Source organism: Streptomyces sp. NPDC026092 (assembly GCF_040638605.1).
Classification (GTDB): Bacteria; Actinomycetota; Actinomycetes; order Streptomycetales; family Streptomycetaceae; genus Streptomyces.
On record NZ_JBEZYN010000033.1, the window covers coordinates 45,558 to 60,195 of the forward strand.

Genomic DNA, 14,638 nt, shown 5'->3' on the forward strand with positions numbered 1-14,638 from the left:
TTCCCTTGCCCCCACGGGGGGCGGTGTGCGCCGTACGGGTGAGGCCCGCGGCGGCCGGTCAGCGCGGGGCCGGGAGGTCGGCCTTCTCCAGGGTGGCGTCGAAGGGCTCGACCTCGCTGGTGCAGTGTCCGCAGCGGGTGGCGACGGCCGGGATCTCGGTGAAGCAGCGGGGGCAGTCGCGCATCTCGAACTTCTCGGCGGCCTCCTCCTTGGCGAACCTCTCCTGCACCTTCGTCATGGGGACGACGATGAAGAAGTAGAGCACCGCGGCGGTGATCACGAAGGCTATGGCGGCGGAGATGGCCAGGCCGTACGGGAAGATCGTCTGCCCGACCTTGAACTTCGCCTCGCTGAAGTCGCCGACCGAGCCGGTGGCGAGACCGATGAGCGGGGTGATGAAAGCCTTGCTGAAGCCGGTCACGACGGCGGTGAAGGCGGATCCGACGGCCAGACCGATGGCCATCGAGACGACGTTCCCGCGGAGTATGAAGTCCTTGAAACCGGTCAGCACGGGTGAAGCTCCTTGATGCAATTCTCTGTGGGGGGTGAGGGGGTTTCGCTCGGTCAGAACAGGGTGTCCGCCGCGAAGCGGAGGACGAACTGCGGGTAGCCCGACAGCACGACGCCCGCGACGGCCGCGAGGCCGACCGCCAGGGTGATCGCGGCGGGCACGCGCGCGTGGGGCCGCTCCCCGACCGGCTCGCGGAACAGCAGGGCTGTCCACCGCAGGTAGTAGTAGAGGCCGATCACGACGTTCACGCCCATGATCACGGCCAGCCAGCCGAGGCCGGCGTCGACCGCGGCCGAGAAGACGGTGACCTTGGCGAAGAGGCCGATGATACCGGGGGGCAGACCCGCCAGGTTCAGCAGGAAGAAGCCCATGGTGAGCGCAAGCAGGGGGCTCGCCGCGTAGAGGCCGCGGTAGTCGGCGATCCGGTTCTCGGGGTGCGTACGGGCGACCAGGGCGGCGACCGCGAAGGCGCCGAGGTTCACGACGGCGTACATCAGGGCGTACGCGAGGGTGGCGCCGATCGCGTCGTCGCTGGAGTACGCGGCGGCGGCGATCGGGACCAGGAGGTAGCCGGCCTGGGCCACGGAGGACCAGGCGAGCAGCCGGACCGCGCTCCACGCGCGCGTGGAGACCTGCCGCAGGGCGGCCACGTTGCCGACGGTCATCGTGAGCGCGGCGAGCACGGCGAGGGCCGGGCCCCAGATGTCGGCGTACGAGGGGAACGCGACGACCGTCACCAGGATGAGGCCGGTGAAGCCGACGGCCTTGCCGACCACGGAGAGGTAGCCGGCGACGGGCAGCGGGGCGCCGACGTAGGTGTCGGGGACCCAGAAGTGGAAGGGGACGGCGGCCGTCTTGAAGGCGAAGCCGACGAGCGTGAGCGCCACGCCCGCCCCTGCGAGGGTCTCCAGCTGGCCGGGGACGTCGTCGAGCGCCTGGGCCAGCTCCGTGAGGTGGAGGGTGCCGGTCGCCGCGTACACGAAGCTCACGCCCAGCAGGGTCACGGCCGTCGCGGTGACCGAGGACAGGAAGAACTTCAGCGCCGCCTCGCTGGACCGCCGGTCGCCGCGGCGCATGCCGACCAGGGCGAACGCGGGCAGCGAGGCGACTTCGAGGGCGACGACGAGGGTCGCGAGGTCGCGGGAGGCGGGCAGCAGGGCCGCGCCCGCCGCCGAGGAGAGCAGCAGGAACCAGTACTCCCCCGCCGGCAGCCGGTCGCGCGTGTCCGCGAGCGACAGCAGGGCCGCGAGCAGGGCGCCGCCGAACACCAAGAACTGGATGACCAGGGTGAAGCGGTCGACGGTGTAGCTGCAGGCGGCGGTCGCGGCCGGCTCGGTGGTGAGGCAGAAGGTCGAGCGGTTCCCGGCGCGCAGCGGGACAAGGAGGGCGATCGAGGCGACGAGCCCGGCGATCGCGGTCCAGCCGAGGAGCTGCTTGTGGCGCTCGGGGAGGAAGAGGTCCGCGACGAGGACGGCGAGCGCGACCACGGCGGTGAGGGTGGGCGGCGCGATCGCGAGCCAGTCGACGGACTGGACGAGGTTCGTGGGGTTCACGAGTTTCCTCCCGCGAGGAGCTGCTGCACGGCCGGGTCGGTGAGGCCGAGGAGGATCGCGGGCCAGAGGCCGGCGAGGACGGTGAGGGCGACGAGCGGGGTCCAGGCGGCGAACTCGTACCCCTGGACGTCGGCGATCGCGCTCTCCCCGCTCGGCCGGGGGCCGCCCATGCAGACGCGGCGGACGACGAGGAGGAGGTACGCGGCGGTCAGGAGGGTGCCGATGCCGCCCATGACCATGAAGGTGAGGAAGGCGGGACGGCTGAGGCCCTCGGCCGGTTCGAAGGCGCCGAACAGGGCGAGCATCTCGCCCCAGAAGCCGGCGAGGCCGGGCAGCCCGAGGGAGGCGACGGCGGCGAAGGCGAGCAGTCCGCCGAGGCGCGGGGCGCGGCCGTAGAGGGCGGCGCCGGTGGCGCCGGCGAGGGTGTCGAGGTCGGCGGTGCCGTACCGGTCCTTGAGCGCGCCGACCAGGAAGAACAGCAGGCCGGTGATGAGGCCGTGGGCGATGTTGGCGAAGAGCGCGCCGTTGACGCCGGTGGGGGTCATGGTCGCGATGCCGAGGAGCACGAAGCCCATGTGGCCGACGGAGGAGTACGCGATCAGCCGCTTGAGGTCGCCGTTGATGCCGGGGCGCGTGAGGGCGAGGCAGGCGAGGGAGCCGTAGATGATGCCGACGGCGGCGAAGGCGGCCAGGTAGGGGGCGAAGGTCCGCATCCCGTCCGGGGTGATCGGCAGGAGGATCCGCACGAAGCCGTACGTGCCCATCTTCAGCAGGACGCCCGCGAGGAGGACCGAGCCGACGGTGGGGGCGGCGGTGTGCGCGTCCGGGAGCCAGCTGTGCAGCGGCCACATCGGGGTCTTCACCGCGAGCCCGATCCCGATCGCGAGAACGGCGATGACCTGCACGGATGTGGAGAGCCCACGGCCGTTGTCAGAGGCGAGTGCCACCATGTCGAACGTGCCCGCCTTCACGCCGATGAGGAGCAGGCCGAGCAGCATGACGACGGAACCGAGCAGCGTGAAGAGGATGAACTTCCAGGCCGCGGCCTGCCTGCCCGCACCGCCCCAGCGGGCGATCAGGAAGTACATCGGGATGAGGACCATCTCGAAGGCCAGGAAGAACAGGATGAGGTCGAGGACGGCGAAGGTCGCGAGGGTGCCGGACTCGAGGACGAGGAGGAGCGCCACGAAGCCCTTGGGGGAGGGGCCGCTCGGCATCTTGAAGTAGCTGTAGAGCGCGCAGAGGAAGGTCAGCAGCGCGGTCATGACCAGGAGGGGGAGGGAAATGCCGTCGACACCGAGGTGGAGCCGCACGTCGAGTGCGGGGATCCACTTGATGTCCGTGCTCGCCTGGATCTTCGACGGCTGGTCGTGGTCGAAGCCGAGCGCGAGGACGATCGCGGCGGCCAGGATCACGCCGGTCACGACCACGCCGTGGCGCAGCACGGCTTGGTCGGGCGACTTCCCCTTCAGCCCGGGCGGGGCCGGGAGGAGAGCGGCGACGGCACCCAGGAGCGGGCCGGCGACGATCAACGCGAGAAGGAACTGCATCACGGATTCGCTGATATCGATCACGTCTCACGCTCCGGCGGCGACGAGTACGGCGGCGATCGCCAGGACGACGGAGCCGGCGAGCAGGGCGCTCAGGTAGGTCTGCACGTTGCCGGTCTGGGCGCGGCGGACGAGCCAGCCGAGCCACTGGGTTCCGGTGCCCGCGCCGCGTACGTAGGTGTCGACGACCTCGCGGTCCAGGAAGCGGACCAGGGAGGCGGCGGCCAGGACGGGGCGGACGAACACGGCGGCGTAGAGGGCGTCCAGGCGGAAGCCGGCCGCTGCGGGGGCGTGCAGGGGGCCGAGCAGGGCGCGACCGGGGTCGCGCGGGTCCTCGGCGGGGTGCGGCAGGTGCAGCGCCTCGGCCTCGACCTTGCCCGCTTCGGCGTCGGGGTGGGCGACGTGCGCTGCAGCCGCCTCGCGGGCGGGGGCGGCCGGGGCGGCGACGGCCTTCGTGGCGAGGGTGCGCCAGACCGCGTACGTGACGACGGCGCCGACGAGGGCGATGCCCGTGCCGAGGACGGCCGTGGTGACGGTCGGGGTGAGGGCGTGGCCGTCGAACCAGTCGTCGAGGTACGTGACGGTCAGTCCGAAGCCGAGGGAGGGGATGGCGAGCACCCACAGCACGGCGGTCATGGCGAGCGGCTGGCGCCCGTGATCGGGAACCTGTGCGCCTCGGCCGCGGAAGGCCAGGAGCCAGAGCCGCATCGCGTAGGCGGCGGTGAGGAGGGCGGTGAGCAGGCCCGCGACGAGGACGGCCCAGCCGGCCCCGGCGGGGGCGACGGTGCGGTCCCCGAGGGCGGTGTGCTCGGCGGCCACGAGGACGGCTTCCTTGGAGAAGAAGCCGGCGAACGGGGGCAGGGCGACGAGCGCGAGGAGGGCGACGGTCATCGTCCAGTACGCGTCGGGGATGCGCTTCGTCAGGCCGCCCATCCGGGACATGGCCGAGAGCGAGTTCGTACCGGCGGCGTGGATGACGACGCCGGCGGCGAGGAAGAGGAGGGCCTTGAAGGCGCCGTGGGACATGAGGTGGAAGACGGCGGCGCCGCGGTCGCCGACGGCCAGGGCGCCGGCCATGTAGCCGAGCTGACCGATGGTCGAGTAGGCGAGGACGCGCTTGATGTCGTCCTGGGCGAGCGCGGCGAGCGCCGAGCCGACCATCGTCACGGCGGCCATCACGGCGAGCACGGTCATCGCGGCGGCCGACGCGGCGAAGACGGGCAGCAGCCGGGCGACGAAGTAGATACCGGCGGCGACCATCGTCGCCGCGTGGATGAGCGCGGAGACGGGGGTGGGGCCGGCCATCGCGTCGGGGAGCCAGGTGTGCAGCGGGAACTGCGCGGACTTGCCCGCGACGCCCGCGAGGAGCAGCAGCGCGATCAGCGTGGGGTGGTCCAGGGCACCGGCGGCGACGGCGCCGAGGATCCCGTCGATCCGGAACGTGCCCGCGTCGGTGGCGAGCGCGAACAGGCCGATCAGGAAGGGGACGTCGCCGAGCTTGGTGACCAGGAAGGCCTTGAGGGAGGCGGCGCGCGCCTCGGGGGTCTCCCAGTAGTGGCCGACGAGGAAGTACGAGCAGATGCCCATGATCTCCCAGCCGACCAGGAGCACCATCAGGTCGCCGGAGTAGACGACGAGCAGCATGGCGGAGGTGAAGAGGGAGACGAGCGCGGCGTACGAGGGGTAGCGCGGGTCGTCGCGCAGATAGCCGGTCGAGTAGACCTGCACGCAGGTGGCGACCACGCCGACGAGGACGGCGACGAGCGCGGCGAAGCCGTCGATGTTCAGGGCCAGGTCGATGGGGACCGAGCCGGTGGGGGTCAGCTGGGTGGCGGCCTCGATGGGCTTCCCGCCGCCCTGCCGGGCGGCGACGAGCGCGGCCAGGACGGCGGCGGCGAGCGTCGGCAGGACCGCGAGCGGGCGGACGAAGCCGGGGGCGGTCCGGCCGAGGAGCAGGCCTGCGGCCGAGCCGAGGAAGGGGAGGAGGGGGACGAGGACGGCGAGGGTCGTGGTGGTCACGCGGTGGCCTCGGCCTTCTCGTCGGGCGCGGTGGCCGCGGCCTCGGGATCCGTCCCGGTCTCGGTCTCGGCTGTGTCGCGGAGGCGGTCGACGTCCGAGGTGCCGCGGTTGCGGTAGACCATCAGGACGATCGCGAGGCCGATGCCGATCTCGGCCGCCGCGATGGCGATGACGAAGAGGGTGAGCGCCTGGCCGGCGTGCAGGGTGTCGCGGAGCCAGACGTCGAACGCGACGAGGTTGAGGTTGACGGCGTTGAGCATCAGCTCGACGGACATCAGGACCAGGATCGCGTTGCGGCGGGCGAGGACGCCGTAGAGGCCGACGCAGAAGAGCAGGGCGGCGAGGACGGCGGGGTAGGCGAGATGCATCAGTCCCGGGCCTCCTTGGCGTTCTTGCGGGACAGGACGATCGCGCCGACCAGGGCGGCGAGCAGCAGGACGGAGAGCGCCTCGAAGGGCAGCACCCAGTGCCGGAAGAGCATCTCGCCGGTCACCTTGGTGGAGCCCTGGGCCGGTCCGTCCAGGTCGATCCAGGTCGTACGGAAGGCGTCGACGACCACCCAGACAAGGGAGACGGCCGCGACGAGCGCGACCGCGAGGGCGACGGGGCGGTTGCCCGAATCGGCGTCCGGGGAGCGGCCGATGGGGGCCTTGGTGAGCATGAGCCCGAAGAGGAGGAGGACGACGACGGAACCGACGTAGATCAGCACCTGGACCCAGGCGATGAACTCGGCGGTCAGGAGCAGGTACTCGACGGCGAGCCCGCCGAGCGCCACGACCAGCCAGAGCGCGGCGTGCACGAGCTGGCGGGTGGTGACGGTCACGACGGCGGCGCCGAGGGTGACGAGGCCGACGAGCAGGAAGGCGATCTCGACGCCGGAGGGCGAGAGGAAGCCGGGCGTGGTGGCGGCTTCGGCGGCACGGGTGGCGGCGAGGTTCACTCCTGGTCCCCCTCGGCCTCGGCCGCGGCGGCCGCGGCGGCCTTCTCGACCGCCTTGCGGGCCGCGCCGATCTCCTTCGGCTCCTCGGCGCGCGGGTCGAGCGCGGGCGGTTCCGGAACCGTCCACATCCACTCGCGGAGCTTGTCGCGCTCGTGGGTGAGCTCGTGGATGTCGGTCTCGGCGTACTCGAACTCCGGCGACCAGAACAGCGCGTCGAAGGGGCAGACCTCGATGCAGATACCGCAGTACATGCAGAGGGCGAAGTCGATGGCGAAGCGGTCGAGGACGTTGCGGCTGCGCTCACGGCCGCCGGGGGCGGCGGCGGGCACCGTCTCCTTGTGGGAGTCGATGTAGATGCACCAGTCGGGGCACTCGCGGGCGCAGAGCATGCAGACGGTGCAGTTCTCCTCGAAGAGCCCGATGACACCGCGGGTACGGGGCGGGAGTTCGGGCTGCTTGTCCGGGTACTGCGCGGTGTGCGAGCGCTTCGTCATCGTACGGAGCGTCACGGCGAGGCCCTTGGCGAGGCCGGAGCCGGGAAAGGAACGGGGCCGCCCGGAGGGCGTCGATGAGGGGGATGGGGTCTCCCCTGCTCGAGCGGAGCCGAGACCTTGGGGACGGTCGGGAGACGCGGTGGGCATTACTGGATCGCCACCTTCACGATGCCGGTGAGCGCGATCTGCGCGAGTGCGAGCGGGACGAGGGTCGTCCAGGCGAGCTTCTGGAGCTGGTCCTCGCGGAGCCGGGGGTAGCTGACGCGGAGCCAGATCACGACGAAGGCGAGGACCGCGGTCTTGAGCAGCGTCCAGACCCAGCCGAGCCCTTCGGCGCCGAAGGGGCCGTGCCAGCCGCCGAGGAAGAGGACGGTGGTGAGGCCGCAGAGGACGACGATGCCGGCGTACTCGGCGAGCAGGAAGAGCGCGAACCGGAGGCCGGTGTACTCGGTGTACGCGCCGAAGATGATCTCCGAGTCGGCGACCGGCATGTCGAACGGCGGGCGCTGCAGCTCGGCGAGGCCCGCGACGAAGAAGACGAGGGCGCCGACGATCTGCCAGGGCAGCCACCACCACTCGAAGGCGTTCAGGATGCCGGGCAGGGAGACCGTGCCGGCGGCCATCGCGACGGAGGCGGCGGTGAGGAGCATCGGGAGCTCGTAGGCGAGCAGCTGGGCGGCGGTGCGCAGGCCGCCGAGCAGGGAGAACTTGTTGGCCGATGCCCAGCCGGCCATGAGGCTGCCGAGCACGCCGACGCCCATGACCGCGAGCACGAAGAAGATGCCGGCGTCGAGGACCTGGCCGACGGCGCCTTCGCTCGGGCCGATGGGGATGGCGACGAGAACGAGGAGGTACGGGAGGAGGGCGACGGCGGGCGCGAGCTGGAAGACGCGGCGGTCGGCGTTGGCCGGGACCACGTCCTCCTTCTGCGCGAACTTGACCCCGTCGGCGACGAGCTGGGCCCACCCGTGGAACCCACCGGCGTACATGGGGCCGAGGCGACCCTGCATGTGCGCCATGACCTTGTGCTCGGTCTGCCCGACGACGAGGGGCAGCACGAGGAACACGGCGAAGACGACGAGCAGCCGGAGGGCGACGTCCAGTACGTCGTTCACGCGGGATCGCCTCCGGCGGGGTGGGTGGGGTCGGCGTCGGTGTCGGGGTCGGGGTTCGTGTCGGTGGGCTCGGGGGCGGTGGGCTCGGCGTCGGGGCGCGTTTCGGCATCCGCTTCGGGGGCGGGTGCCGCGTCGGCCTCCGGTGCCGCCTCAGGCTCGGGGGCCTGGGCGGCCTCGTCGTCGAACGCCGGGCGGGCGTGGTGCCAGGGCGCGTCCGAGCTCCGGGTGCGGGGCGGCGCGGCGGGCGACTCGGGGGTGCCCGCCTGGCTCGCGGAGCCGTCGGCCGCACTGCGGGAGCGGCGCGGCGGACGGGCCGCCGGGGCCGGGGCCTCCGGGGTGCCCTCGGCCGCGCCAGGCGCCTGCTCCTCGGCCGGCGTGCCCGCCTGGCTCGCGGAGCCCTCCGCCGCCGAGCGGCTGCGCCGCGGCGGGCGCGCCGGGGCCGCGGCCTCCGGGGCGCCTTCCGCGGCCGGGGCCGTCGTCTCGGGGGCCTGGCTCGCCGAGCCCCCGGCGGCCGTGCGGGCACGGCGCACCGGGCGCTCCACGCCTGCACCGGCACCGGCACCGGCACCCGCCCCGGCACCCGCGGCCGCTCCAGCGCCCGCGCCAGCACCCGCACGCGGCGTCCGAGCCGGGCGGGCCGGGGCCGGTGGGAGTTGGCCCTTCATCGGGCCCCAGTCGTTGGGGTCGGGGACGCCCGGGGGAAGCATCTGGCGGCGCTTCGGGCCGCCGTGGTCCGCACCCGCCGCAGGCTCCCCCGGCTCCTTCGCACCCGGCCACGCCTTCGCGACGCGCGCCGCGAGGACGAAGTCCTTCCGCAGCGGGTGGCCCTCGAAGTTCTCCGGCAGGAGCAGGGGTACGAGGTTCGGGTGGTCGGTGAACGCGACGCCGAACATCTCGTGCGTCTCGCGCTCGTGCCACTCCGCGCCCGCGTAGATCGGCACCGCCGTCGGCAGCACCGCAGCCTCGTGGCTCACCGTCGTCCGTACCAGGAGCCGACGCACCGTGCGGCCTTCGAGGGCCACGACGTGCGCGCAGACGCGGAAGCCCACGCCCGGCTCGTCGACCGCGCTCAGCCAGTCGAAGTACGTGCAGCCCAGCTTGTCCCGCGCGATCTCCAGCGCCGCGATCCACGAGCCGACCGGGACGTCCACCGTCAGCAGGTCGTACGCCCGCTCCGCCGTCGCCTCCTCGCCGAAGACCTCGGTCACGGCCTCGGGCAGGGCGTCGTACGCGTTCCCGGTCACTTCTCACCGCCCGGCTCGGGCGCGGCCACCAGGCCGCTGGTCAGCTGGCCGACCGACGGGCCCGAGTACCGCGCCGCCAGCGACTCGCGTGCGATCTTCTCCTGGAGCTTGAGGATGCCCTGGAGCAGCGCCTCGGGACGCGGCGGGCAGCCCGGCACGTACACGTCGACCGGGATGATCTGGTCGACGCCCTTGGTTACCGAGTACGAGTCCCAGTACGGCCCGCCGCAGTTCGAGCAGGCGCCGAAGGAGATGACGTACTTGGGCTCCGGCATCTGCTCGTAGAGACGCTTCACCGCGGGCGCCATCTTGTCCGTCACCGTGCCGGAGACGATCATGAGGTCGGCCTGGCGCGGCCCGGGCGCGAAGGGGATCACGCCGAGCCGGATGAAGTCGTGGCGGGCCATCGACGCGGCGATGAACTCGATCGCGCAGCAGGCGAGGCCGAAGTTGAAGACCCAGAGGCTGTAGCGGCGGCCCCAGTTCAGGACCACCTTCATCGGCTCGGGCGCGAGGCGGGCCAAGGGGCCCAGCGTCGGGGCCGGCAGCGGGGTCGGGGTCACGTCCATGTCAGGACGCCCTTCTTGTACGCGTAGAGCAGGCCCACGGCCAGGAAGCCGAGGAAGATGAACATCTCGACCAGCGTCGTCGCGCCGTACCCGGGCGCGGCGAACACGGTCGCCCAGGGGAAGAGGAAGATCGAGTCGACGGCGAAGATCACGTACAGGAAGGCGTACACGTAGTAGCGGACCTGGGTGTGTGCCCAGCCCTCGCCCACGGGGTCGACACCGCACTCGTACGTCAGCAGCTTCTCCGGCGTCGGGACGACCGGCCGCAGCAGCCGGCCCGCGCCGAACGCCACGGCGACGAAGAGCACGCCGACGACGGCGAGGAGTCCCACGACGGAGTACGACTCGAAGTAGTCCGCCGCGAGTCCGATTCCCGCCCGCACGGTCGGATCCGGCACGTCCACCCCTCGCTTCCTGCCCGTTCTGGTGATCTGCACGCACGTTCTGTACGCACGGGAGTCTAGGCCCTGCTAAAGATCCCGTAAGCGGTGTGTCACGGACTGAACGGTGGGGTTACCCCTACTCTCCTTCACCTACGTACCCCATGGCGGGCCGGGCCCGCCGACCGGCACGCTTGGCACATGAGCGCCGAGACCGACACCCCGCTGCCGCCCGTCCGCCCCGCCTACGGCCGGCAGACCTGGAAGGAGATCTCCTTCCTTCTCTCCAATCTGCTGACCACCCTGGTCGGCTTCGTCTACACGGTGGTGGCGGTCGCGATCGGCGTGGGCCTGGCCGTCACGGTCGTCGGCCTGCCGCTGCTCGCGCTCGGCCTCGCCGGGGCGCGCGGGATCGGCCGGTCCGAGCGGGCGAGGGCCCGCGCGCTGCTCTCCGTACGGGTGGACGAGCCCAGCCCGCTCCCCCGCCGGCACGGATTCTTCAACTGGCTGTGGACCGCGCTGAAGGACCCGGTGGCGTGGCGGACGATGCTGTACGGCTTCATCCGGCTGCCCTGGGGCATCGTGACCTTCACCGTCACGCTCGTCTCGCTGATCGTGCTCTGGCCGCTGCTGCCGTTCGTGGCGCGTGGCCTGTCCACCGCCGACCGGGCCATGGTGCGGGGGCTGCTGTCGCCCTCGGACGAGCTGGAGCGGCGGATCGCCGAGCTGGAGTCCGACCGGGGCGTGGTCGTCGACACCGCCGCGGCCGATCTGCGCCGCATCGAGCGCGACCTCCACGACGGCGCGCAGGCCCGGCTCGTCGCGCTCGCGATGGGGCTCGGCCTGGCGAAGGAGAAGCTCCTCGAAGACCCGGAGGCGGCGGCCGCGATGGTCGACGAGGCCCACGGCGAGGTGAAGCTCGCGCTCCAGGAGCTGCGCGACCTCGCCCGCGGCATCCACCCGGCCGTCCTCACCGACCGGGGCCTGGACGCGGCGCTCTCGTCGATCGCGGCGCGGTGCACCGTCCCGGTGAAGGTCACGGTCGACCTGACCGAGCGGCCCGCCGAGGCGATCGAGGGCATCGCCTACTTCACCGTCTCCGAGCTGCTCCAGAACGTGTCCAAGCACGCCCGGGCCCGGTCCGCCTCCGTGGACGTCTGGCGGCGCGACGACCGGCTGCTCCTCCAGGTCCAGGACGACGGGCGCGGCGGCGCGCGGCTCGACGGCGGTACGGGAATGTCGGGGCTCGCGGAGCGGCTCGGCGCGGTCGACGGGCTCTTCGTCCTCGACTCGCCGGAGGGCGGCCCGACGACGGTCACGGCGGAACTGCCGTGGCGAGGCCGGCCGACGGGGGCGTAACGCGACCTGGCGGATACGGACCGGGCAGCGGCGGTGTTCCGTCGCGGGCCCGGTCCGTCTCGTTGGTGGGCGGTCTTCCGTCGCTGCCCGGGCCGCCGCGTTGGCGGGCCGGCCGCGTGCCCAGCCGCGCCCCTAGGTAGGGAAAACCCCCGCACCGAGAGGCCCACCTCCCTCATGGTCCCGCGGCCGCTCGCGCGGAAACCTTGTGTCGTACCGCTTCCCCTTGTCTCTCCCCTTCCTCTCTTCACTCCCGAGCAGAAACGGACCACCGCGATGGCCGCCTCCTCCCGCCTTCCCGCCGCGATCCGCGCGCCGTTCGCCGGCCGTACCTGGCGCGAGTTCGGCTACCTGGTGATCGGGCTGCCGCTCAGCTGCGTCTACTTCTCCCTCTCCATCGCCCTCGTCGCGGCGGGCGCCGGCCTCCTCGTCACCTTCCTCGGCATCCCGGTCCTGGCCGGCGCCCTGGCGCTCTGCCGGGGCTTCGGTGCCGTGGAGCGGGCCCGGGCGCGTGGGCTGCTCGGTCTCGACGTGGCGCCGCCCGAGCCGGCCCGGGGCCGTACCGGCGGGGCCCTTTCGTGGATGGGGGCGACGCTCAAGAGCGGCGCGTCCTGGCGGCACCTGCTGTACGCGCTCCTTCACATGCCGTGGGCGATCTTCGCCTTCACGGTCTCGGTGGCCTTCTGGATGTACGGCTGGGCGATGTTCACGTACCCGCTGTGGCAGTGGGTCTTCCCGATGTACGCGGGGCAGGACGGCATCCAGCTGTACGGCGACCGGACGCACGCCTTCTACCTGGACTCCCCCTTCGAGATCGCCGTGACCAGCGCCGTCGGCCTGCTGTTCGTGCTCGTCGGGCCGTGGATCATCCGCGCGCTGACCTCGGTGGACCGGCTGATGGTCTCGGGGCTGCTCGGCCCGTCGCGGCTCGCGAACCGCGTCACCGAGCTGGAGTCGGACCGGGGCGTGGTCGTGGACACCGCCGCCGCCGATCTGCGCCGCATCGAGCGCGATCTGCACGACGGGGCGCAGGCCCGGCTCGTCGCGCTCGCCATGGATCTGGGGCTCGCGAAGGAGAAGCTCGCGGAGGACCCGAAGGCGGCGGCGCGGATGGTCGACGAGGCGCACGGCGAGGTGAAGACGGCGCTGCAGGAGCTGCGGGACCTGGCCCGGGGCATCCACCCGGCGGTCCTGACCGACCGGGGCCTGGACGCGGCCCTGTCCGCGGTCGCCTCGCGCTGCGCGGTCCCGGTCTCGGTCGACGTGGACCTGCCGTCCCGGCCGGTGCCCGCGATCGAGGGCATCGCGTACTTCACCGTGTCCGAGCTGCTGCAGAACGTGTCCAAGCACGCGGAGGCGCGGCGCGCCTGGGTGGACGTGTGGCGGGTCGGCGACCGGCTGCTGCTCCAGGTGCGGGACGACGGCCGGGGCGGCGCGGAGACGGCGGCGGGCCGGGGGCTCGCCGGGCTCACGGAGCGGCTCGACGCGGTCGACGGGATCCTGGCCGTGGACTCGCCCGCGGGCGGTCCGACGACGATCACGGCGGAGCTGCCCTGGAGGGCGTGAGCCCTCCGGTCGGAGCGGCAGGGGCGGTCGTCCCGCCGGGCGGGTCATCCGCCCGGCGGGACGACCGCCCACGCGCGCGGCGTGTGGCGGGCTGTCGCCCCTGTCTTCGGCATATCCCACAACGGGGCCGTGGAGTGCGATGCTGGAGCCCGGATCGATCAGCGGAACATGGGGGCTTCAGGGTCGTGGAAGACGTGGCGGACAGGGTGCGTGTGGTCATCGCCGAGGATTCAGTGCTGCTCCGCGAGGGCCTGACCCGGCTGCTGACCGACCGGGGGCACGACGTCGTCGCCGGTGTGGGTGACGGGGAAGCCCTGGTCAAGACCGTGGCCGAGCTGGCGGGCGAGGACGCGCTGCCGGACGTGGTGGTGGCGGACGTACGGATGCCGCCGACCCACACGGACGAGGGCGTCCGGGCGGCGGTGCGGTTGCGCAAGGATTTCCCGGGAGTGGGGGTCCTGGTCCTTTCGCAGTACGTGGAGGAGCAGTACGCCACCGAGCTCCTGGCCGGATCCAGCCGGGGCGTGGGCTATCTCCTGAAGGACCGGGTGGCCGAGGTCCGCGAGTTCGTGGACGCCGTGGTCCGGGTGGCCAGGGGCGGTACGGCGCTCGACCCGGAGGTCGTCCAGCAGCTGCTCGGCCGGAGCCGCAAGCAGGACGTCCTGGCGAACCTGACCCCGCGGGAGCGCGAGGTCCTGGGCCTGATGGCGGAGGGCCGGACCAATTCCGCGATCGCGAAACAGCTGGTCGTGAGCGACGGCGCGGTGGAGAAGCACGTCAGCAACATCTTCCTCAAGCTGGGCCTGTCGCCGAGTGACGGGGATCACCGCCGGGTGCTCGCCGTGCTGACCTACCTGAATTCATAAATACCTGCTTATCTGACACTGTGTCAGATGGCTTGATTTGGACCTAAGACCAAAGAACGAGCGGAACGCGACTTTCCGGAAGATTCTGGGGGGAGACAGAACGTGACGATTCATGGCAATAGGGCATCTCAAAACGAGGTCCACGATGCGAGAAGTCCCGGGAGGGGCCATCCCACCGTCGTAGGGTGGGCCACGGGGCCGGGCGGATCTCCGTCCGCCCCGCGAGCCCTCTCCCGCCTCTGGCGGAGAGACCCTTGCCGCGAGGGAGGTCCAGTTCAGTGACCAGCCAGGTCAGTAGCGAGGCCGGTGAGGCCCTGGTCGGGGAGCAGCGCAGCGCCCCGGCGGCGCCCCACCACGGCGACGAGAAGGAAGTCCGCCGACTCGATCGGGTGATCATTCGGTTCGCCGGTGACTCCGGTGACGGTATGCAGCTGACGGGTGACAGGTTCACCTCGGAGACGGCGTCGTTCGGCAA

Annotated in this window: 15 protein-coding genes; 4 read left to right on the top strand and 11 right to left on the bottom strand. The window is 72.3% G+C overall.

The window, feature by feature from the left end; genetic code table 11:
• Positions 1-58 precede the first annotated feature (58 nt).
• From mscL to AB0F56_RS34370, 11 genes are all read right to left on the bottom strand, one after another.
• A complete protein-coding gene (gene mscL / locus AB0F56_RS34320) occupies positions 59-511 on the bottom strand; it encodes a large conductance mechanosensitive channel protein MscL (RefSeq protein ID WP_362016969.1) in 453 nt (150 codons plus the stop codon).
• Positions 512-564: 53 nt separating this feature from the next.
• Positions 565-2,064: an NADH-quinone oxidoreductase subunit N gene (locus AB0F56_RS34325; protein ID WP_362016971.1), complete on the bottom strand. Its 1,500-nt coding sequence runs from the start codon at positions 2,062-2,064 to the stop codon at positions 565-567.
• The gene (locus AB0F56_RS34330; RefSeq protein WP_362016994.1) at positions 2,061-3,614 is read right to left on the bottom strand and encodes an NADH-quinone oxidoreductase subunit M; all 1,554 of its coding nucleotides are present in this window, start codon (positions 3,612-3,614) and stop codon (positions 2,061-2,063) included. Before AB0F56_RS34330 ends, AB0F56_RS34325 begins: the two co-directional genes overlap by 4 nt.
• Positions 3,615-3,641: 27 nt before the next feature.
• Positions 3,642-5,633 carry an NADH-quinone oxidoreductase subunit L gene (locus AB0F56_RS34335; RefSeq protein WP_362016973.1) on the bottom strand — a complete coding sequence of 664 codons (1,992 nt, stop codon included), beginning with the start codon at positions 5,631-5,633 and terminating at the stop codon, positions 3,642-3,644.
• A complete protein-coding gene (gene nuoK / locus AB0F56_RS34340) occupies positions 5,630-6,001 on the bottom strand; it encodes an NADH-quinone oxidoreductase subunit NuoK (protein ID WP_362016975.1) in 372 nt (123 codons plus the stop codon). The genes AB0F56_RS34335 and nuoK overlap by 4 nt, the downstream gene beginning before the upstream one ends.
• Positions 6,001-6,573 (bottom strand): NADH-quinone oxidoreductase subunit J, encoded by a 573-nt coding sequence (locus tag AB0F56_RS34345; RefSeq protein ID WP_362016976.1) that lies wholly within the window; start codon positions 6,571-6,573, stop codon positions 6,001-6,003. Before AB0F56_RS34345 ends, nuoK begins: the two co-directional genes overlap by 1 nt.
• Complete coding sequence (locus AB0F56_RS34350) at positions 6,570-7,067, bottom strand: 4Fe-4S binding protein (protein ID WP_362016978.1); 498 nt, start codon at positions 7,065-7,067, stop codon at positions 6,570-6,572. Before AB0F56_RS34350 ends, AB0F56_RS34345 begins: the two co-directional genes overlap by 4 nt.
• A gap of 146 nt (positions 7,068-7,213) precedes the next feature.
• The gene (locus AB0F56_RS34355) at positions 7,214-8,182 is read right to left on the bottom strand and encodes a complex I subunit 1 family protein (protein ID WP_362016980.1); all 969 of its coding nucleotides are present in this window, start codon (positions 8,180-8,182) and stop codon (positions 7,214-7,216) included.
• Entirely contained in the window at positions 8,179-9,426 is a 1,248-nt protein-coding gene (locus tag AB0F56_RS34360) for an NADH-quinone oxidoreductase subunit C (protein WP_362016982.1), read from the bottom strand. The genes AB0F56_RS34355 and AB0F56_RS34360 overlap by 4 nt, the downstream gene beginning before the upstream one ends.
• The gene (locus AB0F56_RS34365; RefSeq protein ID WP_362016984.1) at positions 9,423-9,995 is read right to left on the bottom strand and encodes an NADH-quinone oxidoreductase subunit B family protein; all 573 of its coding nucleotides are present in this window, start codon (positions 9,993-9,995) and stop codon (positions 9,423-9,425) included. Before AB0F56_RS34365 ends, AB0F56_RS34360 begins: the two co-directional genes overlap by 4 nt.
• Positions 9,986-10,393, bottom strand: a complete 408-nt coding sequence (locus tag AB0F56_RS34370; RefSeq protein WP_361967877.1) for an NADH-quinone oxidoreductase subunit A — start codon at positions 10,391-10,393, stop codon at positions 9,986-9,988. Before AB0F56_RS34370 ends, AB0F56_RS34365 begins: the two co-directional genes overlap by 10 nt.
• A 183-nt stretch (positions 10,394-10,576) precedes the next feature.
• Between AB0F56_RS34370 and AB0F56_RS34375 the strand changes: the two genes are divergently transcribed.
• The 4 genes from AB0F56_RS34375 to AB0F56_RS34390 form a co-directional block, all read left to right on the top strand.
• Entirely contained in the window at positions 10,577-11,734 is a 1,158-nt protein-coding gene (locus tag AB0F56_RS34375; protein WP_362016986.1) for a sensor domain-containing protein, read from the top strand.
• A gap of 273 nt (positions 11,735-12,007) precedes the next feature.
• Positions 12,008-13,297: a sensor domain-containing protein gene (locus tag AB0F56_RS34380; RefSeq protein ID WP_362016988.1), complete on the top strand. Its 1,290-nt coding sequence runs from the start codon at positions 12,008-12,010 to the stop codon at positions 13,295-13,297.
• 206 nt (positions 13,298-13,503) lie between these two features.
• A complete protein-coding gene (locus tag AB0F56_RS34385; RefSeq protein ID WP_362016996.1) occupies positions 13,504-14,163 on the top strand; it encodes a response regulator transcription factor in 660 nt (219 codons plus the stop codon).
• A 278-nt stretch (positions 14,164-14,441) separates the two neighbouring features.
• Positions 14,442-14,638: hypothetical protein (locus AB0F56_RS34390; protein ID WP_362016990.1), on the top strand; the 197-nt coding region annotated here is incomplete at its 3' end.